The 25705-nt window shown below is 62.8% G+C and carries 25 protein-coding genes and 1 riboswitch; of the genes, 12 read left to right on the forward strand and 13 right to left on the reverse strand.

Features of this window, described 5'->3' with window-relative positions; all coding sequences use genetic code 11:
* Positions 1-124 precede the first annotated feature (124 nt).
* The 12 genes from aspA to CO666_RS07465 form a co-directional block, all read right to left on the reverse strand.
* A complete protein-coding gene (aspA, locus tag CO666_RS07410) occupies positions 125-1552 on the reverse strand; it encodes an aspartate ammonia-lyase (protein WP_097611437.1) in 1428 nt (475 codons plus the stop codon).
* 107 nt (positions 1553-1659) lie between these two features.
* Complete coding sequence (locus CO666_RS07415; RefSeq protein ID WP_097611438.1) at positions 1660-2748, reverse strand: asparaginase; 1089 nt, start codon at positions 2746-2748, stop codon at positions 1660-1662.
* Between the two features lie 64 nt (positions 2749-2812).
* On the reverse strand, positions 2813-4285 hold the full coding sequence (locus tag CO666_RS07420) for an amino acid permease (RefSeq protein WP_179869632.1): 1473 nt from the start codon (positions 4283-4285) through the stop codon (positions 2813-2815).
* A gap of 178 nt (positions 4286-4463) precedes the next feature.
* Complete coding sequence (locus CO666_RS07425; RefSeq protein ID WP_097611440.1) at positions 4464-5168, reverse strand: FadR/GntR family transcriptional regulator; 705 nt, start codon at positions 5166-5168, stop codon at positions 4464-4466.
* A 52-nt stretch (positions 5169-5220) separates the two neighbouring features.
* Entirely contained in the window at positions 5221-5940 is a 720-nt protein-coding gene (locus CO666_RS07430; protein ID WP_097611441.1) for a FadR/GntR family transcriptional regulator, read from the reverse strand.
* Positions 5941-6036: 96 nt separating this feature from the next.
* The gene (locus CO666_RS07435; RefSeq protein ID WP_097611442.1) at positions 6037-6858 is read right to left on the reverse strand and encodes a bifunctional allantoicase/(S)-ureidoglycine aminohydrolase; all 822 of its coding nucleotides are present in this window, start codon (positions 6856-6858) and stop codon (positions 6037-6039) included.
* A gap of 84 nt (positions 6859-6942) precedes the next feature.
* Positions 6943-8778 (reverse strand): ABC transporter ATP-binding protein, encoded by a 1836-nt coding sequence (locus tag CO666_RS07440; RefSeq protein WP_097611443.1) that lies wholly within the window; start codon positions 8776-8778, stop codon positions 6943-6945.
* A 17-nt stretch (positions 8779-8795) separates the two neighbouring features.
* Positions 8796-9992: an aminotransferase class V-fold PLP-dependent enzyme gene (locus CO666_RS07445; RefSeq protein ID WP_097611444.1), complete on the reverse strand. Its 1197-nt coding sequence runs from the start codon at positions 9990-9992 to the stop codon at positions 8796-8798.
* A 69-nt stretch (positions 9993-10061) separates the two neighbouring features.
* Positions 10062-10574 carry a RidA family protein gene (locus CO666_RS07450; RefSeq protein ID WP_085739953.1) on the reverse strand — a complete coding sequence of 171 codons (513 nt, stop codon included), beginning with the start codon at positions 10572-10574 and terminating at the stop codon, positions 10062-10064.
* Positions 10575-10622: 48 nt separating this feature from the next.
* Positions 10623-11492 (reverse strand): ABC transporter permease, encoded by an 870-nt coding sequence (locus CO666_RS07455; protein ID WP_097611445.1) that lies wholly within the window; start codon positions 11490-11492, stop codon positions 10623-10625.
* Positions 11492-12433: an ABC transporter permease gene (locus CO666_RS07460; RefSeq protein WP_179869633.1), complete on the reverse strand. Its 942-nt coding sequence runs from the start codon at positions 12431-12433 to the stop codon at positions 11492-11494. Before CO666_RS07460 ends, CO666_RS07455 begins: the two co-directional genes overlap by 1 nt.
* A gap of 259 nt (positions 12434-12692) precedes the next feature.
* Entirely contained in the window at positions 12693-14219 is a 1527-nt protein-coding gene (locus CO666_RS07465; RefSeq protein WP_097611446.1) for an ABC transporter substrate-binding protein, read from the reverse strand.
* Positions 14220-14448: 229 nt separating this feature from the next.
* On the opposite strand from CO666_RS07465, the gene CO666_RS07470 reads away from it, so the two are divergent.
* The 12 genes from CO666_RS07470 (at position 14449) to CO666_RS07525 (ending at position 25381) form a co-directional block, all read left to right on the forward strand.
* Positions 14449-15033, forward strand: a complete 585-nt coding sequence (locus CO666_RS07470) for a DUF1349 domain-containing protein (protein WP_097611447.1) — start codon at positions 14449-14451, stop codon at positions 15031-15033.
* 116 nt (positions 15034-15149) lie between these two features.
* Positions 15150-15246: riboswitch (TPP riboswitch) on the forward strand.
* A 50-nt stretch (positions 15247-15296) separates the two neighbouring features.
* Complete coding sequence (gene thiM, locus CO666_RS07475) at positions 15297-16100, forward strand: hydroxyethylthiazole kinase (protein ID WP_097611448.1); 804 nt, start codon at positions 15297-15299, stop codon at positions 16098-16100.
* Positions 16097-16732 (forward strand): thiamine phosphate synthase, encoded by a 636-nt coding sequence (gene thiE, locus CO666_RS07480; RefSeq protein WP_097611449.1) that lies wholly within the window; start codon positions 16097-16099, stop codon positions 16730-16732. Before thiM ends, thiE begins: the two co-directional genes overlap by 4 nt.
* A complete protein-coding gene (thiD, locus tag CO666_RS07485; RefSeq protein ID WP_097611450.1) occupies positions 16729-17538 on the forward strand; it encodes a bifunctional hydroxymethylpyrimidine kinase/phosphomethylpyrimidine kinase in 810 nt (269 codons plus the stop codon). The genes thiE and thiD overlap by 4 nt, the downstream gene beginning before the upstream one ends.
* 223 nt (positions 17539-17761) lie before the next feature.
* Positions 17762-18241, forward strand: coding sequence for a GNAT family N-acetyltransferase (locus CO666_RS07490; RefSeq protein ID WP_097611451.1), 480 nt, complete (start codon positions 17762-17764; stop codon positions 18239-18241).
* 23 nt (positions 18242-18264) lie between these two features.
* Positions 18265-19287 carry a glycoside hydrolase family 3 N-terminal domain-containing protein gene (locus CO666_RS07495; protein WP_097611452.1) on the forward strand — a complete coding sequence of 341 codons (1023 nt, stop codon included), beginning with the start codon at positions 18265-18267 and terminating at the stop codon, positions 19285-19287.
* 43 nt (positions 19288-19330) lie between these two features.
* Positions 19331-20977, forward strand: a complete 1647-nt coding sequence (locus CO666_RS07500; RefSeq protein ID WP_097611453.1) for an ABC transporter substrate-binding protein — start codon at positions 19331-19333, stop codon at positions 20975-20977.
* 99 nt (positions 20978-21076) lie between these two features.
* Positions 21077-22054: an ABC transporter permease gene (locus tag CO666_RS07505; protein ID WP_097611799.1), complete on the forward strand. Its 978-nt coding sequence runs from the start codon at positions 21077-21079 to the stop codon at positions 22052-22054.
* A gap of 1 nt (position 22055) precedes the next feature.
* Complete coding sequence (locus CO666_RS07510; protein ID WP_097611454.1) at positions 22056-22934, forward strand: ABC transporter permease; 879 nt, start codon at positions 22056-22058, stop codon at positions 22932-22934.
* Entirely contained in the window at positions 22931-23734 is an 804-nt protein-coding gene (locus CO666_RS07515) for an ABC transporter ATP-binding protein (protein WP_097611455.1), read from the forward strand. The genes CO666_RS07510 and CO666_RS07515 overlap by 4 nt, the downstream gene beginning before the upstream one ends.
* Positions 23731-24630 carry an ABC transporter ATP-binding protein gene (locus CO666_RS07520; protein ID WP_097611456.1) on the forward strand — a complete coding sequence of 300 codons (900 nt, stop codon included), beginning with the start codon at positions 23731-23733 and terminating at the stop codon, positions 24628-24630. The genes CO666_RS07515 and CO666_RS07520 overlap by 4 nt, the downstream gene beginning before the upstream one ends.
* Positions 24631-24700: 70 nt before the next feature.
* Complete coding sequence (locus CO666_RS07525) at positions 24701-25381, forward strand: spermidine synthase (RefSeq protein ID WP_097611457.1); 681 nt, start codon at positions 24701-24703, stop codon at positions 25379-25381.
* Between the two features lie 94 nt (positions 25382-25475).
* Here the strand turns inward: CO666_RS07525 and CO666_RS07530 are convergent, their stop codons facing one another.
* Complete coding sequence (locus CO666_RS07530; protein ID WP_097611458.1) at positions 25476-25676, reverse strand: hypothetical protein; 201 nt, start codon at positions 25674-25676, stop codon at positions 25476-25478.
* Positions 25677-25705: the final 29 nt, after the last annotated feature.

Here is a 25705-nt window from a genome sequence, read left to right on the forward strand (position 1 = left end):
TCGCGCGCACATGAGCGTTGCCCGGCACATGAAGTGATCACAGCTTCATGTGCCGGTTGACATCCTTATAGAGCAGATGGCGGCCCCTTCGCAGGAAGCCCGCGGACAAAGTGGGCCGCATGCCTTACGAGAAGGAAAGCTTTTCGCTCGGCCGTGTCAGCGTTTCCGGACGCAGGATCGCATCGAGATGCTCCTTCTGCATCAGGCCGCGTTCGAGAAGGATTTCATAGACTCCCCGTCCCGAATGATGCGCTTCCAGCGCAACCTCCGTGGCGTTGCGATAGCCGATATAGGGGTTCAACGCCGTCACGATGCCGATCGATTGCTCGACGGTCTGCCGCAGCCGCTCGCGGTTGGCGGTGATGCCTTGAATGCAATTCGCCTCGAGCGTCAGGCAGGCATTGGTCAGGTGGCTCAGGCTGCGATAGAGGCTGTAGAAGATCACCGGCTCGAAGGCGTTCAGCTGAAGCTGGCCCGCCTCGGCCGCCATCGTGATCGTCACGTCATTGCCGATTACCTCGAAGGCGACCTGGTTGACGACTTCCGGGATCACCGGGTTGACCTTGCCCGGCATGATCGACGAACCGGCCTGGCGCGCAGGCAGGTTGATCTCGTTCAGTCCGGCGCGCGGCCCCGAAGACAGAAGCCGCAGGTCGTTGCAGGTTTTGGACAGCTTGACCGCGACGCGCTTGAGGACGCCCGAAAGCTGCACGAAGGATCCGCAATCCTGCGTCGCCTCCACCAGGTCCGGCGACGTCACCAGATCGACGCCGACGATTTCCGACAGGCGCTCGCGCACCAGCGCGGCATATTGGGGATGGGCCGTGATGCCGGTGCCGATCGCCGTGGCGCCCAGGTTGATCTCGCGGATCAGCGAGACGGCTTCCAAGAGGCGCGCTTCGTCCTCCGCGAGCATCAGCGCATAGGTGCCGAATTCCTGCCCCAGCGTCATCGGCACGGCGTCCTGCAACTGGGTCCGGCCCATCTTGAGGACGTCGGCAAACTCGATCGCCTTGGCCTCGAACGACCGGCGCAGAACCGCCATGGCGTCGACGAGACGGTGAACGCCGATCCATGCGGCGAGCTTCAGCGCCGTCGGATAAACGTCGTTGGTGGATTGCGAGAGATTGACATGCTCGTTCGGATGCAGGTGCTGATAATCGCCGCGCCCATATCCCAGGATTTCAAGCGCCCTGTTCGCAATCACCTCGTTGGCGTTCATGTTGGTCGAGGTGCCGGCGCCGCCCTGAATCAGATCAACGACGAAGTGGTCGTGCAGCGCACCGTCGCGGATCTCGACACAGGCGGCAATGATGGCATCGGCTCTTGCCCGATCCAGAAGGCCGAGGCTTGCATTGGCCTGCGCCGCCGCCTGCTTGATCGCAGCGAGCGACGCAATCAGGTCCGCCGATTCCCGCAGGGTCTGACCGGTGATGGGAAAATTTTCGACCGCACGCAGCGTGTGCACGCCGTAATAGGCCGAGGCCGGCACGTCGCGGTCGCCGATCAGATCATGCTCGACGCGGATTTTCGCAATATCGGAGATAGTCATGGCTGGACTTTCGAGAAGCGGCGCTGCGGACCTGAACTGCGGCGGCAGGCCGGAGAAGATGATGGATGGAGATGCGGCAGGATTGCCGCATCCGGAGTGTCATCGGGTCAAGTCGCAAGACGAGAATCGTGTCCGTCCGGTTTCGGTTCGCGCAGCTTGAACGGAAACGACACACCGCCTGTCGCGACACCCGTCGTGTTCATGCGGCTGGGATGATGGAACGTCGCAAGCGGGTTGCGCAGTTCCGGCGAACCGATGCCAAGCTGATCGAGGAGTTCCGTCACCGCGGCGTAGAGGATTTCGAGGTTGCCATCCTCGATCTTGACCGAGATGCCGAGTGCCCCATCCGCTCCCAATCGCCTGGTATCGTCCGACGCCCGCACGCCGATCGCGTAGCTGGCATCGGCACCGAGCTTGCCGATCAGCGCGCCGTCGAATGCGCGCATGAGCACCGTGCAGTAGCGCCCCTCGCCCGCGACCATTTCCGGGTAGCGCGCCATCGCCCGGAAAATGCGAGCCAGCGCTGCGCCTTGCGTCGACAAGTCCTCGCCCCCGTCGTGCCGATCCGCCGCCGAAGCAAGCTTGGCATAGATGCGCGCCAGTCGATCCAGCGGAAAGGCGGGCGTCGGAAGATTGCATCCGTCGACCCCCCATTCCACCTTCTGCGCGTCCAGATCGCAGAGTTCGGCAACCGTGCGCTTCACGAGTGCCTGCATCGGATGATCCGGCAGGTGATACCCTTCCACGCCCGCGCCGATCGCCCGGGCGCCAGCGATCATCCCGACATGCTTTCCCGAACAGTTGCTGCAAACCGCCGTCGGCGTGTAGTCCTGCTTGATCCAGGAACGGTTCACCGTTTCGGAGAGGGAAGGATGGCCGCCGCAGCGAAGATCGGTCTCCTCGGCCTGAACCTTCGACAGCATGGTCCGCGTCCGCGCGATATGCCGCTCTTCGCTGCTGTGGGAAGCGCACATCAGCGCAAGATCCGCATCCTCGAAACCGTAACGATCGAAACCGCTCGCCTCCAGGATGGCAAGCGCCTGAGCCGGCTTGGCGGCAGATCGGGCAAGCGTCTGCCGCATCGGATTTCCCAGCGCGTAAAGCAGCCTGCCTTCAGCATCGACCACCGCCGCATGGATGCGGTGACTGTTCTCGACGATCCCGCCACGATCGGTGACGACGAAATCCTCACTCATTTCTCTCTCCATTCAAGCGGCGCCCCGGCAACTCGGCTCCGGGGCACCTTTGCCATCCGGCGATTCAGGCCAAATCGAAGCCGCCGCGATCGTCGCCCTGTTCGGCCGCGATCATCTGGATGCGCTCACGCATGAGAAGCCAGCCGACCATCAGCGCCGGAATGATCAGGGCCAGGGAGGCGACGGTATAGGTGCCGACAGGATAATCGAGGGCCATCAGGATCACGACGACCGCCAGGAACCCGAGCGTCAGCAGGCCGGTATAAGGCGCGCCGAACATCCGGAATTCAGGCCGCGCAAGCTTGCCCTGACGCGACAGTTGCCACAGCTTGAGCTGGCACAGGACAATCACCCCCCATGCGGCAATGATGCCGAGAGCCGCGACATTGAGCCCGATCTCGAAAGCCTCCCCCGGAACGACGGCATTCAGAACGACGCCGAACGCGGTTACAACAGCCGTCACCGCGATGCCGCCATAGGGCACGCCTGATCTGTTCATTTTCGCCAGCGCCGCCGGCGCCGAGCCTGAAATCGCCATGGAATGCAGGATGCGGCCGGTTGAATAGAGGCCGGCATTGAGCGACGAAAGGACCGCGGTCAGCACGACGAGGTTCATCACGACGTCGGCGCCCTGGACGCCGATTTTGCCGAAGAAGGTGACGAACGGGCTCTCACCGCCCTTGTAAGCGGTATAGGGCAGCAGCAGCGACAGCAGCAGAACCGAGCCGACATAGAAGACCACCAGGCGCAGCACGACCGTCCGGATCGCCCGGGGCATGACCTTGCGCGCATTCTCGGTTTCGCCTGCGGCAGTGCCGATCAGTTCGATCGAGGCATAGGCAAAAACCACGCCCTGGATCACGACCAGCGCCGGCAGGATTCCGTTCGGGAACATGCCGCCGAAATCGACGATCGTATTCAGGCCCGGAACGTGGCCGTCGATCGGCGTGCCGGTGACGACGAAGTAAATCCCCACGACCAGGAAGATGGCCAGGGCGAGAACCTTGACGAGACTGAACCAGAACTCCAATTCGCCGAAGACCTTCACCGACAGAAGGTTCATGGCGAGAACGAGGACCAGCGCCGCCAGCGCAAAGACCCACTGATCGATCATGGCGATCCACGGGACATAGGCCTTGAAGAAATTCATGTAGAGGGCAACGGCGGTGACGTCGGCAACCGCCGTCATCGCCCAGGTCAGCCAATACAGCCAGCCGACCGCGAAGGCGAGCTTTTCGCCGTAGAATTCACGGGCGTAGGAGACGAACGAGCCGGAGGTCGGGCGGTGCACGATGAGCTCGCCCAGTGCCCTGAGAACGAGAAATGCAAAAAAGCCGCACAAGGCATAAACCAGCACAAGCGCCGGACCGGCCGCGGCCAGCCGGCCGCCCGCGCCGAGAAACAACCCCGTGCCGATTGCTCCGCCGATGGCGATCATCTGGATCTGCCGCGGCTTCAGCGCCTTTTTGTAGCCGAGGTCCTCCTCGGCATAAATCTGGCCGTCGGCCTCGGTTCTGCTGGATTCCATGACTGTCATTTCTCCTCCCTATCCACGGTCGGCGGCTCCCGGCCGCTGCCGCGCAGCTATCCGTAAAAGATGTTAATCTGCTATGCGGTCTGACAGGTTTGGCGATTAAATGGAAAAATGCCGTGCAGTCAAGGATTTTTCAATCACAGCGGAAGGACGCGCAAAAAAGGAGATTATGCCCGCTGATCTAACGCGGCTCGGAGCCGATGATGCGACTGACCGCCGCCTCGACCTTCTTCAGATGAAGGTCCATCGCAGCCTGAGCCTCGACATCCGAGCCTTTTCGGATGGCTTCAACGATCGCTCGATGTTCTGCGTTGGATTCCTGACGCCGCGGCCCCAAGACGGTCAGCAGCCCGGATTGCCGGGCCATCGCCTCGCGGACGTCCTCGACGATATCGCGGAACACCGCGTTCTTGGACGCTTCCGCGATCAGCCCGTGAAAATCCGAATCAAGCCGCACCCAGGCCTCGGTATTGTCTTCTTGCTCCATCCGGTCGCAAAGTCCGAGCAGCCGGGACAGTTCGTCGTCGGTTCGCCGCAGAGCCGCCCAGCCGGCGGCGGATACCTCGACGTAGGGCCGCGCTTCGATCAGATCCCGCGCCGAATAATCGCCGTAACTGATATCGCCGCCGCCGCCGGCGAGCACATATGTTCCGCTCCCGGTCCGCGTCTCCGTCAGCCCCAAAATCTGCAGCGAGCGCAGCGCCTCCCGCACGATCGGGCGGCTCACCCCATATTTTCCTGCCAGCTTGGCTTCCGACGGAAGCTTCGAACCGGCAGAAAACTGGCCGGAGAGAATGAGAGTGCGCAGCTCCTCGAAGATCAGTTCCGAGGCGCTTTTTCGACTGATAATCGCAGGGTCGGACAGCCAGCTTTCCAGATCGTTCATCGCTTTGCTTTCGATCGGCCGCGCATCCGGATATTCGGGCGCAGATCTGAAATCATCCCTTCAACGCAGTTCGTCTTTCATCGGCAATGCCGATGATGGACCGCTTCACCTCCAGCAGGTGCTCTGCCATGGCTCCACGCGCCTCCCGCTCCCTGCCCGCGGCAATGGCCTCCAGAATGCGGCGGTGCTCCGCGTTGGACGCTTTGCGCCGCCCGCGAACATGCTCCACGAGTTCGGATTGCGTCGAAAGCGCGCCGCGAACATCGGCAACGACTTTCCTGAAGATCGCGTTGCCCGAGGCTTCGGCGATTTCTCCGTGAAACGCGGCATCCATCCGCACCCATTTCTGGATATCCTCTTCCTCCTGCATCCGATCGCACAAGGATGTCAGGGAGGCGAGCTGTTCGCTCGAACGGCGCGAGGCCGCCCAACCGGCAGCCGGGATTTCGATGCAGGGCCGCGCTTCCATCAGGTCGCGGGCAGAATAGGCACCTTCGCCGAGCTGCCGCGCCGGGCTCTCCGAGACGACGAAGGTGCCCCGGCCGGTTCTGGTTTGCGTGAAGCCCAGCGTCTGCAGCGAGCGAAGCGCTTCACGTACGATCGCACGGCTGATGCCGTAACCTTCGGCCAGTTGCAGCTCCGAGGGAAGACGGGTACCGAGAGCCAGCTTCCGATCCACAATGGCCGTGCGGATATCTTCGAAGACCGCTTCGGCAGCGTTTCTTCGGCCGATTTCCTTCCTGTCCGATAGCCATGAATCCATATCCCGCATCGAACGACGATGCGGGCAATCGATAGAGCTGTCAAGCAACCGAACAGGTTGGCCGCGACGGCGCCGGCCGCCGTCCACGCCCTTCGTAAAGGCGGCCTACCAGAGCTTCATGTGGCGGTTGACATCCTTGTAAAGCAGATAGCGGAAACGGCCGGGGCCGCCGGCGTAACAGGCCTGCGGGCAGAAGGCGCGCAGCCACATGAAGTCGCCGGCCTCGACCTCGACCCAATCCTGGTTCAGGCGATAGACCGCCTTGCCCTCCAGTACATAGAGGCCATGCTCCATCACGTGGGTTTCCATGAAGGGGATCACCGCGCCCGGCTCCAGGGTGACGATATTGACGTGCATGTCGTAACGCACATCCGCCGGGTCGATGAAGCGGGTCGTGCCCCAGCGCCCGTCGGTGTCGGGCATGGCGCGGATCGGATGCTCGTCCTCATGGGTGACGATCGCCGGCGGCGGCTCCAGCCCCTCGACCTCCTGAAACGCTTTCCTGACCCAGTGGAAGATCGCCGCGGTCGAACCGTCGTTTTTGAGGCGCCAGACAGAACCCGCCGGAATATAGACGAAGGAACCGGCGCGCAGCGCGTGGCTGACGCCTTCGAGTTCCACCGTCATGCCGCCTTCGACGACGAACAGCACCGCTTCGGCTCGCTTGTCCGGCTCCGGCCGGTCGCTGCCGCCACCCGGCTGAACCTCCATCACATATTGCGAGAAGGTTTCGGAGAAACCGGAAAGCGGCCGTGAGAGAACCCATGCCCGCGTTCCCGTCCAATGTGGGAGGAGGCTCGTGACGATATCGCTCATGACACCGCGGGGGATGACCGCATAAGCCGTGGTGAAAACGGCCCGGCCGGAAAGCAGCTGGGTCTGCGGCGGCAAACCGCCAAGGTTCGAATAATACTCTGTCTTGTCCATTTGTACGGCTTTCCAGGCAGGTGTCTCTACATCTGCTTTATGCGCCGCTGACCCGTTAGGCAACTCCCAATAGCCAAGCCAGATCTACCGGTCGGCCATCACCAGATGGCCCGGCCCGACCTCGCGATAGACGGTGGCCGGAGGCCGATAATCGACCGGGCGCATCGGGCTCTTGATCTCGTCATTCGCCACCATCCGCTTCTCGTGCCGGCGGTCGGGATCCGGCACCGGCACGGCTGAAATCAGCTTTTTCGTATAGGGATGCTGCGGATTTTCGAAGACGGCGGCGCGCGGTCCGATCTCGACGATCTCGCCGAGATACATCACCGCCACACGGTGGCTGACGCGTTCGACCACCGCCATGTCGTGCGAGATGAACAGGAAAGCAAGATTGAGGCTTTGCTGCAGGTCGAGCATCAGGTTGATGACCTGCGCCTTGATCGAGACGTCGAGCGCCGAAACGCTTTCATCGGCAACAATGACCTTCGGCTGCAAGGCGAGCGCCCGGGCGATGCAGATGCGCTGGCGCTGGCCGCCGGAAAATTCATGCGGATAGCGCGCGGCCATATCCGAGGACAGGCCGACCTTGACCAGCAGGTCGGCGACGACCTCCTTTGCCTCTCTCGCATTGCCCATCCTATGTTCGAGATAGGGTTCGGCGATCGCAGCTCCCACCGTCATGCGCGGATTGAGGCTGGCGAAGGGATCCTGGAAGATCATCTGCACGGATTTGCGCATCTCGCGCAACTCCTTCCTGTCGAGGCCGAGCACCTCCCTGCCCTCGACGAGAACGGAACCCGCCTGCGGCTCGATGAGACGCATGATGGCGCGCCCCGTCGTCGATTTGCCGCAGCCGGATTCGCCGACGAGCGACAGCGTCTCGCCGGCATGCAGATCGAAGGAGACGTTTTCGACCGCGTGCACCCGGCTCGTCAGCCGGTTGAACAGACCTGAGTGAATATCGAAACGTTTGGTGAGGTTCTTCACCTGTAGAACAGGCGCCGCTGCCACCGTATCGGCCGCCTCGGCGGGAACGTCCGATTCCCCGGTCGCCGTGTTGACCACCGGGAAGCGCAGCGGCCTTTGCCGGCCCTGCATCGAGCCGAGCACCGGCACGGCCGACAGCAGCGCTCGCGTATAGGGATGTCTGCCACGATGGAAGATATCGGTGGTGGCGCCGCTTTCCACCTGTTCGCCGCGATACATCACCACCGTCCGGTCGGCGATCTCGGCAACGACGCCCATGTCATGGGTGATGAACAGAACCGAGGTCCCCTCCTCCTCCTGCAGCATCTTGATGAGATCGAGGATCTGGCCCTGGATGGTCACGTCGAGCGCCGTCGTGGGCTCGTCAGCGATCAAGAGCTTCGGCCGGCTGGCGAGCGCCATGGCGATCATCACCCGCTGGCGCATGCCGCCGGAAAAACGATGCGGATATTCGTCGAAGCGCGAGGCGGCCGAGGGAATGCGGACCTTTTCCAGCAACCTGATCGTCTCGGCCCTGGCATCCGCCTTGCTCATCTCCGAATGGCAGAGCAGCGCCTCGGAAATCTGATCGCCGATGGTGAAGAGCGGATTGAGCGATGTCATCGGCTCCTGGAAGATCATCGCCACTTCATTGCCCCGCACCTGCCGCATGGCATTTTCTGGCAGGGTCAGAAGGTCGCGTCCACCAAGCATGACGCGGCCCTCGATGCGGCTGGTGTCGGCCTGTAATAGCCGCATGATCGACAGAGAGGTGACGCTCTTGCCGGAGCCGGATTCGCCGACGATCGCCACCGTTTCGGCAGGTGCGACGGTGAAGGAGACGTCGCGCACGACCGGTTTCCAGGCGCCATCCACCAGGAAGGACGTGGTCAGCGCCTCGACGGAAAGTACGGCGGCGGCTGTCTCGATCGATTGTGCTTGCACGCTGCCCATATCGGCTCCCCTTCGGCTCAATCCGGCCAGCGCAGCAGCCCGTCGAAGCGGTGCCGGCTGCGGTTTTCGATCGGTGTGGCGATGATCTCGTTGGAGGCGCGCGCCTTGTCGAGTTCCTCAGCGAGGCGGTTTGCGACGATGACGTCCTGGCCCGGATGCAGGTTGCACGGGTCGAGATAGAAATAGCGGTGCTCCACCTCGTGATCGCGCACGATGATCGGCGGGCTGCCCTTGGCGAGCGCATCGGCCAGATCCCAGGCGGTGATATGGGCCTCTTCTGGATCGACGATGAGCCGCAGTCGGTCGAGCGGATTGTTGGTCGGGTCGGGCTCGATCAGCGCGGTGACGCCGGGGCGGCCGTCGAGTGTCTTCTTCCAAAGGTTGAGAGAGCCGGTTTCGCGTTCGCGGATGCCGGCATGGTCGCGGTTTTCCCAGGCTTCGAGTGCGGCCATGACACCGAAGATGCTCTCCTTGCCGACCTTCATGCCGCGGCCGATACCCATATTCTGCAGGAAGGCATGGCGCACCAGTTCCTTCCTGCCGGCGACGATACCCGAGGTCGGGCCGCCGAGGAACTTATGGCCGGAATAGAGCGCGATATCGGCGCCCTGCCCCAGGAAAATCCGGAGATCATATTCCGAGGCGGCATCGACGATAACAGGCACGCCCCTGGCATGGGCGATCTCGACGAATTCCTTGAGATTCAAGAGACCGTAATCGACGACATGGTGGGAGACGACATAGACGGCGGCTGCCGTCCTGTCGGTGATGGCGTTTTCCATGTGAAAGCGATGCGTCGAGGTTGCCTGGCCGATCAGCACGACCTTGCCGCCGGCAAGCCGGATCGCCTGGTCAACCGGTGCACCGTAGCTCACCACATGGCCCATCTGCACCAGCACTTCGTTCTTCTCGGAGGTGACGTCCGGCAGCTTCTCGATCGCCAGCAGATTATCGCCAGTAATGGCGCCGGCAACGGCAAGCGAAATGCCGGCCGAGCAGGAGGCGGTGACGAAGCCGGCCTCGCCGCCGGTCAGCCGGGCGATGACGGCACTTGCCTTGCGCTGCAGGTCGTTGATCTCGACGAAATGCGGCAGGATCGATGCCATCGCCGCGATCGCCTCCGGCACGACGATCGAGGCGCCGAGGCTGGTCATCGTGCCCGATACATTGATGACGGGGCGAAGGCCGATCGATGGACGGATGTCATTGGACATAAAATTCTCCGGAATTCTGGCTCTGGAAGCGGGATATGTGGAACGCTGCTCCCAATATGAAACTTATCGTCAGCCGTGCAAGGCGACGATGGCCTCTATCTCGACGGTGATATTGCCCGGCAGCGAGCCGAAGCCGACGGCCGAACGGGCATGTTCGCCGGCCGGCCCGAAGACTTCGATGAAAAGATCCGAACAGCCGTTGATGACGCTCGGATGATCCTCGAAGTCAGGCACGGCATTGACCATGCCGAGCAGCTTGACCACCCGCCTGACGCGGGAGAGATCGCCCAGCGCCTCATGCATGACGGCAAGCAGGTTGATGCCGGTCAGCCGGGCATGGCCGTAGGCCGCCTCGACTCCGACGCCGCCGCCGACCTTGCCGGCATGCAGCAAACCGTCGGCCTCGCGCGGCCCCTGGCCGGAGAGATAGAGCATGTTGCCCTCCAGCACATGCGTCACGAAATTGGCGATCGGTGGCGGCGGCGGCGGCAGCGTTATGCCGAGCGCGGCAAGCCGTTCGTAAGGCGAACTCTCGACCTTGCCGGCGGCGGTGGGAAACTGATTCACGCAAACTCCTGTCATGCAATTTTCGATTTGGCGAATTTGGCAGCCGACCGAGAGGCCGGCGGATTAAAGATCCTTGCGAAGTCTTGGGTCGAGCATGTCCCTGAGGCCGTCACCGACCATCTGCAGCGACAGCACCGAAAGAATGATCGCGACACCGGGAAACAGCGTCATCCAGTCGGCCTGGCCGATATATTGCCGGCCGGCGGCGATCATCGTTCCCCAGGTCGGAATCTCAGGGCTGACGCCGAGGCCGAGGAAGGACAGGCCGGCTTCGGCAAGCATGGCGCTGGCAAAAAGGAAGGTCGCCTGCACCAGGATCGGCGACAGCAGATTGCGCAGCACATGCCGCGTCATGATGTGGAAGGTCGAAATCCCAAGCGCTCTTGCCGCCTCGACATAGGGCAGCTCGCGAATAACCAGCGTCGAGGCGCGGACGATGCGGGCAAGACGTGGCGCATAGACGATCGACAGGGCGATGATGACGGTCGTCAGCGAAGGCCCGAGGGCGGCGACCAGCGCGATCGCCAGCAGAATATCCGGGAATGCCATCATCGCATCGATCAGCCGGGCGATCGGCGTATCGAGCTTCTGAAAAAAGCCGGCGAGCAGGCCGAGCGTCACGCCGATCACTGCCGACAGGGCGACGACCGCAGCACCGACGAGCAGCGACAGCCGGCCGGCAAAGATCGTGCGCGAGAAGACGTCGCGGCCGAACTCGTCCGTGCCGAAGAAGAAGGTATCGCCAGGCGGCTTCAGCCGGTTGACGATGGAAAGTTTGGAGGGTGAATAGGGCGCGACCATGGGCGCGAAGGCCGCAAGCAGCACGAAGACCGTCAGGATCAGCAGGCCGAAGGCGACCGTCTTGCGCTTCAGCAGGCGGCGGGCGAATTTGCTGCTTTCGCTCTCGGCTGATTTGATTGCGATATCGGCCATCAGTAGCGCACCCTCGGATCGACCAGCAGATAAAGCATGTCGATCGCAAAATTGATCAGCACGTAGAGAGCGGCGATGACGAGCAGAGCCCCTTGGATGACGGGATAGTCGCGGCGCAGCACCGCCGAAACGACGAGATTGCCGACACCCGGCAGGCCGAAGACGGTCTCGGTGACGACGGCCCCTGAAATCAGCACCGCCGCCGTCAGGCCGATCACCGTCAGGATCGGGATCAGCGCATTCTTCAGCGCGTGTTTGAGGATGACCCGGCGCTCGACCAATCCTTTGGCGCGCGCCGTGCGGATATAATCGTCGCCGAGCACATCAAGCATCGAGGCGCGCGTGAAGCGCAGGATCAGTGCCGAAGAGACGATGCCGAGCGCGAAAGCCGGCAGCGTCAGGTGATACATGCGCTCGACAAAACTCGAGCCGGGACCGCCATAGCCGGAGACCGGGAAGAGGTTCAGCCGGACGGCAAAGAATTGCATCAGGATGAGACCGAGCCAGAAGCTTGGAATGCTGGCGGCAAACATGGCAAGCGTCGTTGCCGCCTGATCGACCAGCGAGCCGCGCCGATAGGCGGCATAGATGCCGATCGGCAAGGCGATGATGCTGGCGATGGCGAGCGAAAACAGCGTCAGGAAGAAGGTCGGCTCGGCGCGGTCGAGCAAGGCCGAGGTAACGGGCATGTTGAGGAAGATCGACTGGCCGAGATCGCCCTTCAGCAGTTGGCCGATATAATAGACATATTGCAGGCCGAGCGACTGATCGAGGCCAAGCCGGGACCGGAGATCAGCGATATCCTGCGGCGTCGCATCCGGCCCGAGCATGACGGCGGCCGGATCACCCGGCGTCACGCGCACGATGACGAAGACGATCGTGACGACGAGAAACATCACGACGATCATGCCGAACAAGCGCTGGAGGATGTAGCGTATCATCCGCACCTTGCTCCTATTGTTGATGCATGTCCGTGACGTAGCGGATTCCGCTGCCCTCCCTCATCCCTGTCCTCGGGCTTGACCCGAGGGATGTCACAGGGATCCAGCCACGGCGCGTCTGCGCCGTGATTGACCCTTATTCGGCCAAGAGGTCCTTCGCGCCCAAGGACTTGGGCGCGCTGGATTCCTGTGACATCCCTCTGGCGAAGCCATGAGGACACAGGAATGAGGGAGCAAGTGGCAGCCACGGAATACCCCATCACTTCTTGATCGAGGCATTCCAGAAATACGGCCACGGCGCCGGATCGACGCCGTCGAGCTTGACCGACTTTGCCGAGACGGCGTTGAAGTCGCCGATCTTCATGAAGGGCGCGTCGGTATAAACCGCCTTCTGAACATCGGCCCAGAGTGCCACGCGCTTCTTCGGGTCGACCTCGGAGGTGAAGGCATCGACGGCGGCCTTTCGGGCCGGCGTATCCCACCAGCCCGGCGAGCTGGTCGAGAGCGAGCCGATGAGGGCCGGCTCCGGCAGGAACGGGCTGTGGGTGATGTAGATATCCCAGAGCTTCGGATCCGTGCGGCGCTGCGTCAGCGTCGCCCAGTCCACCACCTGCATATCGACGGTGAAGCCGGCAAGCTTCAGATATTCAGCGGCGACCTGCGCCATCTTGTAGTGGAACTCATACTGGCGGCTGGTGAGAATCCGGATCGGCTCGCCGTTGTAGCCGGCCTTCTTGGCGGCGGCGGCCGCCCCTTCCGGATCGGCGACGTTATAGGCGCCCTCGACGCCGGCATCTGTATTCCACGCGAAGGTCTTCGGATAGATCGCGCCATCGAGCGCATAGAAATCCGTACTGCCGAAAGCGGCGGCCAGCATGTCTTCCATGCTGAGCGCCTGGCGGATCGCCTTGCGGACCTCGATATTGCTGGCGGCACCCTCCTTCGTGTTGAAGACGAAGACCGGATAGCCGAAGGGTTTCAGCATCACTGGCTGCGAGGCCGTCGACGCCTTCAGCTTGTCATAGGATTCGACCGGGATCGAATCGACATAATCATACTGGCCGGAGATGGCGGCTTCGACGCGGGTGTTCGGGTCCGGCACCGGCACGAAGCGGATCTCGTCGAGATATTGATGACGGGCGCCGCCATAACCATTGCTGTCGCCTTCGCGCGACTTGTAGCCATCGAAACGGACGAGCTGGATATACTGGTCGGCCTTGCGCTCCTTCAACATATAGGGACCGGTGCCGATGAAATCCTTCATCGGCTCGTCCTGCTTTTCGGCCGGAATGATGATCGCCGCCGAATTGTTGAAGGCGAGCAGCGAGGTCAGCGGCGCATAAGGCTGCTTCAGCGTGATGGTGACGGTCGAAGCATCGCCAGCGGTGATCTTGTCGATGAAGCCGGCCACCTGCTTGCCGCGCGAGGCGATCTTCATCCAGCGGCCAAGCGAGGCGACGACATCCTCGGACGTCATGTCTGTATTGTCGTGGAACTTGATACCGGTCCTGAGCTTGATCGTATAGGTTTTGCCGTCGGCGCTGATCTCGGGCAGGCTCTCGGCCAGAAGCGGCGTGACATTCCAGCTCTTGTCGAACGTGTAAAGCGTTTCGAAAATATGCTGGGTGACGATCCCGACCAGATCGGCCGTCGACGACATCGGATCGAGCGTCGGCGGCTCGCCGATCGTCGAGACATTGATGACGCCGCCCTTTTCCTGGGCAAGCAGGGTCGAAGGCAAAGCGACGAGCGCCGTGCCGAGCAGGAATGCGACCAGTGTTTTCATGTGACGGCTCCCGTTTAGTTCCATTATTATGCAATTCATCTTTTTGTAACAGAATAAGAGCTGGATCCATCCTGTCAAGCGCGGGCGATGGAATATGCAGCCGCGGATAGCGCTATGCCGAAAAAACACCATCGTCGGCTGCGGCTGGCTGCGCTGCACGAAAGCGGCGTGATATGCCAAAGTCAGGTGGTCGCCCTGCGGTCAGGCTTCAACGGAACGGGAGAACGGGATGAGCATCGATTTCAACAAGGGAAAATGGCTGAACGAGCCGGCCAGCTGGCGCGCAGACGAAACCGGCCTCACCCTGACGACCGACGAGAAAACCGATTTCTGGCGAGAAACCCATTACGGCTTCACCCGCGACAACGGCCATTTCCTCGCTTTTCCCACCGGCGACAGCTTCACCGCTGAGATCCGCGTCCAGGGTGAATTCCGCACCCTCTACGACCAGGCCGGCTTGATGGTGCGCCTCGACGAAAAACGCTGGGTGAAGTCGGGCGTCGAATTCACCGACGGCGAAGCCTTCCTCAGCACCGTCGTCACCGACGGCAGATCCGACTGGTCCGTGGCGCAGCCCTTCAAGGAATTGGAGGATTTCCGCATCCGCATCACCCTCGCAGGCGGCGCGATGCGCATCCAGGCCTCCCGCGACGGCAGTTTCTGGCCGCTGCTGCGGTTAGCACCCTTCCCGGCCGCGACGCGCTATGAGATCGGGCCAACGGCCTGCACGCCGGAGCGCAGCGGGTTGACGGTGCGGTTTTCGGAGTTTTCGATCGGGCCGGCGGTTACGACCGATCTTCATGATTTGAGTTAGCCGGATAATATGCGATCGGGATTGCATTCCGCAGGCACGAGCAGCAACGTTCGCGCCTAGTACCAGGCCTCCATTTTCGAGATGACATCCGCCCCGTTCTCTGCGAAAAAGAGCGCGATGAGAGACAGGGGCGCCCGTCGACAGACGGGCTGAGAAGCACCCTTCGAACCTGAACCGGATAATGCCGGCGGAGGGAGTCGCTCGGGGTCGCGGTTTCGCCCGCACGAATTGCCCCGTGCCCGCCCCCGCCTGAAAGGGGCCACATGCAGACCTTGACCACACCAGGAGCAATGCTGAAGGCGATGCGCGAGAAGCCGCCGCTCGTTCAGTGCATCACCAATTACGTCGCCATGAATATCGCCGCCAATGTCCTGCTTGCGTCGGGCGCCTCGCCGGCCATGGTGCATGCTGCTGAGGAAGCCGGCGAATTCGCCGGCATTGCTAGTGCGCTGACCGTCAATATCGGCACGCTGTCGGCGCAGTGGATCGACGGCATGCAGGCAGCGGCGAAGGCGGCGACCTCGGCCGGCAGGCCCTGGGTGCTCGATCCGGTCGCCCATTATGCCACGGCTTTCCGCCGCAATGCGGTCGCGGGGCTGCTGGCGCTCAAGCCGACGATCATTCGCGGCAATGCTTCCGAGATCATCGCCCTTGCCGGCGGAGAGAGCCGCGGCCAGGGCGTCGACAGCCGCGACCCGGTCGAGCAGGCGGAAGGGTCGGCGCGCCGGCTCGCCGCGCGCCAGCAGGCGGTTGTTGCCGTCACCGGCGCCGTCGATTTCGTCACCGATGGTGAAAGGGCCGTGCGCATAACCGGCGGATCGGCCCTGATGCCGCAGGTCACCGCGCTCGGCTGTTCGCTCACTTGCCTGGTCGGCGCCTTTGCCGCGACCGCGCCTGAGGATATATTCGGGGCGACGGTCGCCGCGCTCGCAACCTTCGCCGTCGCCGGCGAGGACGCCGCGCTCGGAGCCGCCGGCCCCGGCTCCTTCGCCTGGCGTTTCCTCGATGCGTTGGCCGCCCTCGACGCCGAAACGCTCGATGCCAGGGCAAGGATATCGGCCGCATGAAGGCTTTCGACCTTTCGCTTTATCTCGTGCTCGACCCGGAGCTTTGCGCCGGAATCGGCATGGTCGAAACTGCGCGCCTCGCCGTTGCCGGCGGCGCGACGATGGTGCAATTGCGCGACAAACAGGCCGGCACCGCCGCGATGATTACGACCGGCCGCGCCTTGAAACAGGCTCTTGACGGGACCGGCGCCCTGCTCATCGTCAACGACGACGTCGAGGCGGCGATCGCCATCGGCGCCGACGGCCTGCATATCGGCCAGGAGGATATGGATGCGCGCATGGCGCGAGGGATGATCGGCCCCAAGATGATCCTCGGCCTTTCGGTCGAGACCGAGACGCTTGCCGCTGCCGTCGATCCCGACCTCGTCGATTATACCGGCGTCGGACCGGTATTTGCCACACCGACCAAAGCCGATCACAAGCAGCCGATCGGCTTTGATGGCCTGGCGAGGCTGATAAAGACCTCGCCGGTACCGTCGGTGGCGATCGGCGGCCTCAAGGCGGAGCATGTGGCGCAAGTGTTTGCAGCCGGCGCCAAGGGGCTTGCCGTCGTCTCGGCAATCGCGGGCACGCCCGACCCTGAAGCGGCCACGCGCCGCATCGCCGCCGAAATTCGAAAGGTGCGCCCATGATCCGCAATGTTCTCTCCATCGCCGGCTCCGACCCCTCGGGCGGCGCCGGCATCCAGGCCGATCTCAAGGCCTTTTCCGCCCGCGGCGTCTACGGCATGGCTGTGCTGACGGCGTTGACGGCGCAGAATACCCAAGGCGTCAGCGGCGTACATCTGGTGCCGCCGCAATTCGTCGCCGACCAGATCGACGCCGTCTTTGCCGATGTGCGCGTCGACGCGATCAAGATCGGCATGATCGCCAATGCCGGCATTGCCGAGGCGGTTGCCGGCGCACTCGCCGATCGACGCAGCATTCCCGTCGTCCTCGACCCGGTGATGATCGCCAAGGGTGGGGCCGCCCTGCTCGCGCCCGAAGCGGTCGACGTGCTGACCCATCGGCTGCTGCCGCTTGCGACGCTTCTCACTCCGAACCTGCCCGAGGCCGCCGCCCTGCTGCATCAGCCGGTCGCGACCAACCGCGCCGAGATGGCGGCGCAGGCCGAGCGGCTGCGTGCGCTCGGGCCTGCAGCGGTGCTGGTCAAGGGCGGCCATCTCGACAGCGACGAGAGCCCTGACGTGCTTGCCACCGCCGACGGTCTATACTGGTTCGAAGCCAGCCGCGTGCCGACCAAAAATACCCACGGCACCGGCTGCACGCTGTCCAGCGCGCTGGCCGCCGAGCTCGCCAAGGGCGCCCCGGTGCAGGAAGCCGTCGCCATCGCCAAGGATTATCTCGCCGGCGCGGTCGCTGCCGCCGGGAACCTTACCGTCGGCTCCGGCCATGGCCCGGTGCAGCATTTTCATGCGCTTTGGAAGGATGGCGGCTAAGCCCGTTCATCCGCCTGTTGAAAGTTCCCTCCCCAAAAAACGGCCCGGCTTCCCCGGGCCGTTTTGCGTTCGACAGCTACTTTGCGTTGAAACCGGGGCTCCGTCGCAGGTCATCTCTTTGTCTCGTTGAAAAACCTTGTTGACAAGAACGGCGAGATGGCCAAGTCTATAACACTAAAAGGGGATACATTCCGCAATAACGGAATAAGAGGAGGAGGGACAGGTGCCAGACCTGCTTGTGAACCTATATTCCACTGAACTCGCCGACCTGCAGCAAAAAGCCGACCGCGTCGGCGTCTCCATCCGCCCGGCCCTCCCCCCGGAACTGCATCTCGTTCTCGGCTGGGTTCGCGACCGGTTTAGCGAGAACTGGGCAAGCGAGGTCGCCGTCGCCTTTTCCCGCCAGCCCGTTGCCTGCCTGATATCGGTCGAAGGCGGCAAGCTGCTCGGTTTTGCCTGCTATGACACGACGGCGCGCGGCTTCTTCGGCCCGACCGGCGTCGATCCGCAAGCGCGCGGCAAGGGCATCGGGCTCGCGCTGTTTTCCGCCTGCCTTCAGACCATGAAGACCCTCGGTCACGCCTATGCCTTCATCGGCGATGCCGGTCCGGTCGATTTTTACGCCAAGACCGCAGGCGCAACCATCATCCCCGCCCCCGACAAGGGCATCTACGAAGGCATGCTGAAAAGCGCGCCGAAATGACCCTCTGATCCGGAGTTCCAGACTTGTCCTCGACCCCGCTCGCCCTTTTCGTCGGCCTTCCCACCCCCACGATTTCGAATGATGAATTCGCCCTCTTTCGCGACACCAATCCACTCGGCCTGTTCGTCGGCCGGCGCAATCAGCGCGAGCCGGAGCAGACGAAGCGGCTGATCGACCGTTTCCGCGAAGCTGTCGGCCGCGACGACGCGCCTGTCTTCACCGACCAGGAGGGCGGTCGCGTCCAGCATCTCGATGCCGGCCCCTGGCCGCTCTTCCGCAGTTTCGGCCAGTTTGCCGAGCTTGCGCGCCGCGATTTCGATCTCGGCAAAAAAGCACTGCGCCTTTCCTCCCAGGCCATGGGCGCGATGATGACGGAACTCGGCCTTTCCAGCGGCTGCTCGCCCGTTCTCGATCTCGTCTTCGAGACGACGAGCGCGGTCATCGGCGCCCGCTCCTTCGGCCCCGATCCCGACTTCATCGCTGCCCTCGGCCGCGAGGTGGTCGATGGCCTGCTCGAGACCGGCAACATGCCCGTCATGAAGCACATTCCCGGCCACGGCCGCGCGACACTCGATTCCCACAAGGAGCGCCCGGTCGTCGATGCCAGCCGCGAGACGCTCACCGCCACCGATTTCAAGCCCTTCGTTGCACTCAAGGATACGCCCTGGGCGATGGTCGCCCATGTCGTCTACTCGGCCTATGACGCCGAGCTCCCGGCCTCGATCTCGCCTGTCATGCACGACGTGATCCGCAAGGATATGGGCTATGACGGCGTGCTGATATCGGACTGCATCTTCATGCAGTCGCTCTCCGGCACCCTGCCCGAGCGCGTCGCCCAAGTGCTTGACGCCGGCTTCGACATCGCCCTCCACAGCCATGGTGACGTCAGGGAAAGCGAAGCCGCCGCCAAGGCCGCCCGGCCGCTGACGGATGCCGCCTTGGCGCGCATCGCCGCCGGCAAGGCCCGGCTCGGCACTCTCAAGGTCGATGTCCGTGCCGCCCACCAGCAAGTCGAAGACATGTTTGCCAGCGCGCCGGCCGCCTGACCGGCAGTTCATTTTTCACGCATAAGAAAAAGGGGAATGGAACATGAAAAAATATCTTCTTGCAGCCGCAGCACTGACACTGCTTTCGGGATCCGCCATGGCGCAGACGATCCTGACGGCGAATATCGAACCGGCGACGACCTGGGTTCGCAACTTCAACCCGTTCAACCAGACCTCGGCGCGCCAATCGACGCTCGATTTCATCTATGAGCCGCTGGTCATCTTCAATCGCTTCGACAGCAACAAGCCGATCTATCGCCTGGCCGAAAGCTTCAAGCTTTCCGACGACCTGAAGAGCATCGAATTCAAGCTGCGTCCGAACCTGAAATGGTCCGACGGCAAGCCGCTGACCGCAGCCGACGTCAAGTTCACCTATGATTACCTGAAGAAATTCCCGGCGCTCGATTTCGTCAGCATCTGGACCTTCGTCACCGACATCAAGGCCGTCGACGGCCAGACGGTGCGCTTCACGCTTGCCAATCCGAGCTCGCTTGCTGCCGAGCAGATCTCGCAGCTGCCGATCGTTCCCGAACATGTCTGGAAAGACGTCGCCGATCCCGTCACCTTTGCCAACGAGACCCCGGTCGGCAGCGGCCCGCTGACGGAGGTGCCGCGCTTTACCGGCCAGACCTACGACCAATGCCGCAACCCGAATTATTGGGACAACGCGCATCTGAAGGTCGATTGCATCCGCTTCCCGCAGCTTGCCGACAACAACCAGATCCTGACGGCGACGGCCGATGGCACACTCGACTGGGGCGTCTCCTTCATTCCCGATATCGACAATGTCTATGTCTCGAAGGACCCGGCGCATTTCCACTACTGGTATTCGCCGAGCAGCATGGTCGCCTTCCTGTTCAATCTCGAAACGGCAAACGAAAACAACAAGAAGGCCTTCAACGATGTGAAATTCCGCCGCGCCGTCGGCATGGCGCTTGACCGCAAGACGATGATCGACGTCGCCGGCTACGGCTATCCGACGCTGAACGAAGACCCCGGCCTGATGGGCGAGCTCTACAAGAGCTGGGCGGACCCTTCCATCAAGGCCGACTTCGGCAAGTTCGCGACCTATGACGCCGCCGCCGCCAAGGCGCTGCTCGACGAGGCCGGCTACAAGGACAAGGACGGCGACGGCTTCCGCGACAATCCCGACGGCAGCAAGATCTCCTTCTCCATCATTGTCCCGAACTCCTGGACGGACTGGGTCGACACCGTCAACATCGCCGTCGAAGGCATGCAGGCGGTCGGCATCGACGCCAAGATCGAAACGCCGGAGGAAGCCGTCTGGACCGGCAACCTCATCAACGGCACCTTCGATGCGGCGATCAACAGCCTGCCGGCTTCGGCCTCGCCTTACTATCCCTATAAGCGCGCCTTCAGCGCCTCGGACAAGGGCAAGACCCGCTTCACCGCGCAGCGCTGGTTCAATCCGGATGTCGAGAAACTCGTCACCGAGTTCACCCAGACCGCCGACCTTGCCAAGCAGAAGGAAGCGATGAACAAGGCGCAGCGCATCGTCGCCGAAAATATGCCCATGATCCCGGTGTTCAACAATCCGAACTGGTATCAGTACAACACCAAGCGTTTCACCGGCTGGTCGACCAAGGAAAATCCCTTCGTCAATCCTTCGATCTCGCGCACCAATCCGGCCCGCCTGTTGAACCTGCTCGCGCTCGAGCCGGTCAAGTAAAGCATCTCCCAGGAGCGGCGTCAGAGCATGATGCCGAAAAGGTTTTCGGATGACGTCACGCTCATCCAGAAGCGCCGCTCCTGTCACGACGGAGTTCCCATGGCTTTCCTCTTTCGCCGCCTCGTCTTCTACATGGCGGCCTTCATCGCGGCAGCGACGATCAACTTCTTCCTGCCGCGGCTGATGCCGGGCGATCCCGTGCAGATCATGTTTTCGAGCGCCGGCACCGAATTGCCGCCGGAAAGCCTGCAGGCGCTGAAGCTGACCTTCGGTTTCGTCGACGGTCCGCTCTGGCAGCAATATCTCACCTATCTCGGCAGCATCTTCACCGGCGATCTCGGCCGCTCGATTAAGTATTTCCCACTGCCGGTCACCTCGGTGCTCGGCCATGCCTTGGTCTGGACGATCGGCCTGATGGGCACGGCGACAGTCGTTAGCTTTGCGCTCGGCACCTTCCTCGGCATCCTCGCCGCCTGGCGGCGCGGCAGCCGGTTCGATGTGATCGTCTCCGTCGGCGCGATTTTTGCGACCTCAGTGCCGGCCGTCGTCACCTCGCTGATCGTGCTCTTCATCTTCGGCTTCACGCTTGGCTGGTTTCCGAGCGGCTATGCCGCCGATCCCTCACTCGATCCGGCCTTCAGCCTGCACTACATCGGCAGCGTCGCCTATCACGGCATCCTGCCGATGGTGACGCTCTGCACCGTGCTGATCGGCGGCTTCACCGTCACCATGCGCAACAACATGATCAACCTGCTCGGCGAGGACTATATCGTCATGGCCCGCGCCAAGGGCCTTTCCGACCGGCATGTGATGCTCTGGTATGCGGCCCGCAACGCCCTGCTGCCGACCGTCTCCAGCCTTGCCATCGCCATCGGCACGATCCTCGGCGGCTCGCTGGTGACCGAAGTGGTCTATAACTATCCCGGCCTCGGCAACATTCTCTACCAGGCGATCCTCGCCCGCGACTATCCCGTCATCCAGGGCCAGTTGCTGATCATGACCGCCACCATGCTGATCGCCAATTTCATTGTCGACGTCAGCTATATCGCGCTCGACCCGCGGCTGAAGGGAGCATGAGATGAGGAGCCTGCTTCGAAACCGCAAGGCGCTGATCGGCATCGTCATCATCGCCTTCATCATCATCGTCGCGATCGCAGCGCCGCTGCTGACGCAATACGATCCTGCCGCCCGCACCGGCAGGCCGCATCAGCCGCCGTCGCTCGACCATATTCTCGGCACCACCCGCATCGGCCAGGACGTCTTCGCCCGTCTGCTCTACGGCGCGCGCACCTCGCTTGCCGTCGGTATCGGCGCCGGGCTGCTGATCACCTTCGTCGGCACCGCGCTCGGCATCATATCAGGCTATCGCGGCCGCAAGACCGACGAGGTCATCAGCTTCTTCACCAACATGGTGCTGGTCGTTCCCAATCTGCCGTTGCTCCTGGTGCTTGCCGCCTTCATCGGCCAGGCAAGCCCGCTCGTCATCGCGCTGATCCTGGGGGCCACCTCCTGGGCCTGGGGCGCACGCGTCACCCGCGCCGAAACGCTCTCCGTCAAGCACAAGGATTTCGTCAAATCGGCCGAGATGATGGGCGAGCCGCAATGGCGCATCATGACATTCGAGATCTTCCCCAACGTGATCTCCATCGTCGGCATCAATTTCATCGGCAGCGTCATCTTCGCCATCATCACCGAGGCGACGCTGGAATTCTTGGGGCTCGGCGATCCCAAAGCAATCTCCTGGGGCACCATGCTCTACAATGCACAGAAGGCCTCCGCCCTTTCGGTCGGCGCCTGGTGGGATATTCTCACCCCCTGCTTCGCACTCGCCTTCCTCGGCATCGGTATGTCGCTCCTGAACTTCGCCGTCGACGAGATCGCCAATCCGCGGCTGCGCACCGGCAATCATCTGAAACGCTGGTCTCTGCTCGTCCGCTCCGGGGAGGGCCGCCTGTGACACAACCGCTGCTTTCGGTGAGAAACCTCACCATCGATTATATTGGCGAGGAAAAGGATTTCCGTGCCGTCAACGATGTCAGTTTCGACGTCGCACCCGGCGAAGTCTTCGGCCTTGCCGGCGAATCCGGCTGCGGCAAGAGCACCATCGCCTTCGCCATCAGCCGCCTGCACAAGCCACCGGCGCTGATCCGTAAGGAGGGCCGTATCCTGCTCGACGGACGCGACGTGCTCGGCCTCGACCGGCAGGCGCTCAGCGCCTTCCGCTGGCGCGAAGTCGCCATGGTCTTCCAGAGCGCCATGAATTCGCTGAACCCGGTGCTGCGCATCGAGAGGCAATTTTATGACGTGCTGCGTACCCATAAGAACATGAGCCGCGCCGAAGCCCGCGAGCGCACCGCCGAGATGCTGAAGCTGGTCGACATCGCGCCGGAGCGCATGCGCGACTATCCGCACCAGTTTTCCGGCGGCATGCGCCAGCGCATCGTCATCGCCATCTGCATGGCGCTCGACCCGAAGCTCGTCGTCATGGACGAGCCGACGACGGCGCTCGATGTCGTCGTCCAGCGCGAGATCCTCCAGCGCATCAACGAATTGCGCCGCAGCTTCGGCTTCTCGGTGCTGTTCATCACCCACGATCTCGGGCTGATGGTGCAGTTCTGCGATCGCATCGGCATCATGCTCGCAGGCAAGCTCGTCGAGCAGAACAGTGCAGAGGCGATCTACAGGACGCCGCAGCACACCTACACGAAAAAGCTCTGGGCCTCCTTCCCCTCGCTGCATGGAGGCATGCTCTTATGAGCGAAACCATCCTTACCCTCGACAGGGTGACGAAGACCTTCGGCCACGGCACGTCAGCCGTGCATGCCGCCCGCGCCATTTCCTTCTCACTGCAGGCCGGCCGGGCGCTGGCGCTCGTCGGCGAATCCGGCAGCGGCAAGACCACCTGTGCCCGCATGGCAATGCGCGAATATCAGCCGACATCAGGGCAGATTCTTTACAAGGGCCGCCCCGTCGAAGGGGCCAAGTCAGATGAGATCGCCCGCTATCGCCGGTCCGTGCAGATGATTTTCCAGGACCCGTTCGCCTCGCTCAACCCTGCCCATACCATCGCCCACCATCTCAGGCGGCCGCTGAAGCTGCACCGACCGGAGATCAAAGGCACCGACATCGACTCCACGGTGCGAGAGCTGCTGCAGCGCGTCAGGCTCGATCCCGATCTCGTTGCGCCGAAATATCCGCACGAGCTCTCCGGCGGCCAGCGCCAGCGCGTCAGCATCGCCCGCGCCTTGGCCGCCAAGCCGGAGGTGATCGTGGCGGACGAGCCGACCTCGATGCTCGACGTCTCGGTGCGCCTCGGCGTGCTGAACCTGTTGAACGAGATGAAGCAGGAGATGAATCTCGGCCTGCTCTACATCACCCATGACATCGCCACCGCCCGTTATGTCGCCGAGGACATTGCGGTGATGTATGCCGGCCAGATCGTCGAATGGGGCAGCGTCGCGGGGGTGATCGACAATCCGCAGCATCCCTATACCAGGCTGCTGCTCTCGGCCGTGCCCGATCCCGATGTCCGTTTCGAGGATCCGAAAGCCCGGCTGAGGCCCGAGGAGGTGGAGAATATCCGCCGCCGTTCCGCCGCGCCGCAGGACGAGATCGTCGAATTGGAGCCGGATCATTTCATGCGGATGGTCTGAGGCCGGCTTGCTGGCCTCGCACTTCGCCCTATGCTAGGGGACGGTCCCTTTCATGTGAGGCAAAGCCGTCATGCTGCCCTGGATCCAGCTCGATTCCGCGACCATTCCCGGCGAAAGCGGGGAACTCAGGCTGAAACAGCGCGGCAGCGAGTTCTCGATCATGCTCGGCGCCAACGAGTTGATGAACAGCCGCCTGAGCGGTTCGGAGGAGGCGCTCGCGACGCTTTCCTGGGAGCGGATCAAGGCGCATCCGAAGCCAAGAATTTTGATCGGCGGTCTCGGCATGGGCTTTACGCTGCGCGCCGCTCTCGCCGTCCTTCCCGAAGATGCCGGCGTCACCGTCGCCGAACTGGTGCCGGCCGTGGTCGCCTGGGCGCGCGGGCCGATGGCCGAGGTGTTCAAGGGCTGCCTCGACGATCCCCGCGTCGGCATCCATCAGGGCGATGTCGGCGAAGCGATTCGCGCCGGCAAGGCCGCCTATGACGCCATCCTGCTCGATGTCGACAACGGCCCGGACGGGCTGACCCGCAAATCCAACGATCGGCTCTACGATTTTAACGGCCTTCGCGCCGCGCGCGACGCGCTTCGCCCCGGCGGTGTGCTCGCCGTCTGGTCGTCCGGCCCGGACCCCGATTTCACACGCCGTCTCAAGGATAGCGGCTTTTCCGTCGATGCCGTCAACACCCGCGCCAACGGCAAACGCGGCGGCGCGCGCCATGTGATCTGGCTGGCGGCGAAGCCGGCCCGCTGACGAAAATGGGAACCCCTGCTGAAAGCTGAGGGGCGTCCGCTCATGCCATTTGCCGGACCGCGAGTGCCAGATCATTGCCGCCGGGCGGCTCAATTCACCCTCTCGGGCGCAGCCGCGAGACGATGACCATGACGGCAATTCCGGCCGCAGCCAGAACGGCGCCCCAAACTACCCAGATCGTCTGGGCGATCATGAAGCTGGACGCCGGATAGGGGAAATAGCCGCTTCCCTGTCCAATCCAGATCAGCCCGAGGACGACCATCAGCAGTCCGACAATATATCCGATCGTTCGCATGCTTCCGCCATTTCGTTATGGATTCGGCC

The sequence above is a fragment of the Rhizobium chutanense genome, from assembly GCF_002531935.1.
Taxonomy (GTDB): domain Bacteria; phylum Pseudomonadota; class Alphaproteobacteria; order Rhizobiales; family Rhizobiaceae; genus Rhizobium; species Rhizobium chutanense.

Excerpts from the sequence above, each read along its gene's own strand:
- aspA (WP_097611437.1), bottom strand. The coding sequence starts at position 1,552 with ATGACTATCTCCGATATTGCGAAAATCCGCGTCGAGCATGATCTGATC.
- CO666_RS07465 (WP_097611446.1), bottom strand. The coding sequence starts at position 14,219 with ATGAAAACACTGGTCGCATTCCTGCTCGGCACGGCGCTCGTCGCTTTG.
- thiM (WP_097611448.1), top strand. The coding sequence starts at position 15,297 with ATGCAGACCTTGACCACACCAGGAGCAATGCTGAAGGCGATGCGCGAG.
- thiE (WP_097611449.1), top strand. The coding sequence starts at position 16,097 with ATGAAGGCTTTCGACCTTTCGCTTTATCTCGTGCTCGACCCGGAGCTT.
- thiD (WP_097611450.1), top strand. The coding sequence starts at position 16,729 with ATGATCCGCAATGTTCTCTCCATCGCCGGCTCCGACCCCTCGGGCGGC.
- CO666_RS07470 (WP_097611447.1), top strand. The coding sequence starts at position 14,449 with ATGAGCATCGATTTCAACAAGGGAAAATGGCTGAACGAGCCGGCCAGC.
- CO666_RS07445 (WP_097611444.1), bottom strand. The coding sequence starts at position 9,992 with ATGTCCAATGACATCCGTCCATCGATCGGCCTTCGCCCCGTCATCAAT.
- CO666_RS07500 (WP_097611453.1), top strand. The coding sequence starts at position 19,331 with ATGAAAAAATATCTTCTTGCAGCCGCAGCACTGACACTGCTTTCGGGA.
- CO666_RS07450 (WP_085739953.1), bottom strand. The coding sequence starts at position 10,574 with ATGACAGGAGTTTGCGTGAATCAGTTTCCCACCGCCGCCGGCAAGGTC.
- CO666_RS07525 (WP_097611457.1), top strand. The coding sequence starts at position 24,701 with ATGCTGCCCTGGATCCAGCTCGATTCCGCGACCATTCCCGGCGAAAGC.
- CO666_RS07455 (WP_097611445.1), bottom strand. The coding sequence starts at position 11,492 with ATGGCCGATATCGCAATCAAATCAGCCGAGAGCGAAAGCAGCAAATTC.
- CO666_RS07505 (WP_097611799.1), top strand. The coding sequence starts at position 21,077 with ATGGCTTTCCTCTTTCGCCGCCTCGTCTTCTACATGGCGGCCTTCATC.
- CO666_RS07510 (WP_097611454.1), top strand. The coding sequence starts at position 22,056 with ATGAGGAGCCTGCTTCGAAACCGCAAGGCGCTGATCGGCATCGTCATC.
- CO666_RS07460 (WP_179869633.1), bottom strand. The coding sequence starts at position 12,433 with ATGATACGCTACATCCTCCAGCGCTTGTTCGGCATGATCGTCGTGATG.
- CO666_RS07430 (WP_097611441.1), bottom strand. The coding sequence starts at position 5,940 with ATGCGGGATATGGATTCATGGCTATCGGACAGGAAGGAAATCGGCCGA.
- CO666_RS07440 (WP_097611443.1), bottom strand. The coding sequence starts at position 8,778 with ATGGGCAGCGTGCAAGCACAATCGATCGAGACAGCCGCCGCCGTACTT.
- CO666_RS07435 (WP_097611442.1), bottom strand. The coding sequence starts at position 6,858 with ATGGACAAGACAGAGTATTATTCGAACCTTGGCGGTTTGCCGCCGCAG.
- CO666_RS07530 (WP_097611458.1), bottom strand. The coding sequence starts at position 25,676 with ATGCGAACGATCGGATATATTGTCGGACTGCTGATGGTCGTCCTCGGG.
- CO666_RS07520 (WP_097611456.1), top strand. The coding sequence starts at position 23,731 with ATGAGCGAAACCATCCTTACCCTCGACAGGGTGACGAAGACCTTCGGC.
- CO666_RS07420 (WP_179869632.1), bottom strand. The coding sequence starts at position 4,285 with ATGACAGTCATGGAATCCAGCAGAACCGAGGCCGACGGCCAGATTTAT.
- CO666_RS07415 (WP_097611438.1), bottom strand. The coding sequence starts at position 2,748 with ATGAGTGAGGATTTCGTCGTCACCGATCGTGGCGGGATCGTCGAGAAC.
- CO666_RS07425 (WP_097611440.1), bottom strand. The coding sequence starts at position 5,168 with ATGAACGATCTGGAAAGCTGGCTGTCCGACCCTGCGATTATCAGTCGA.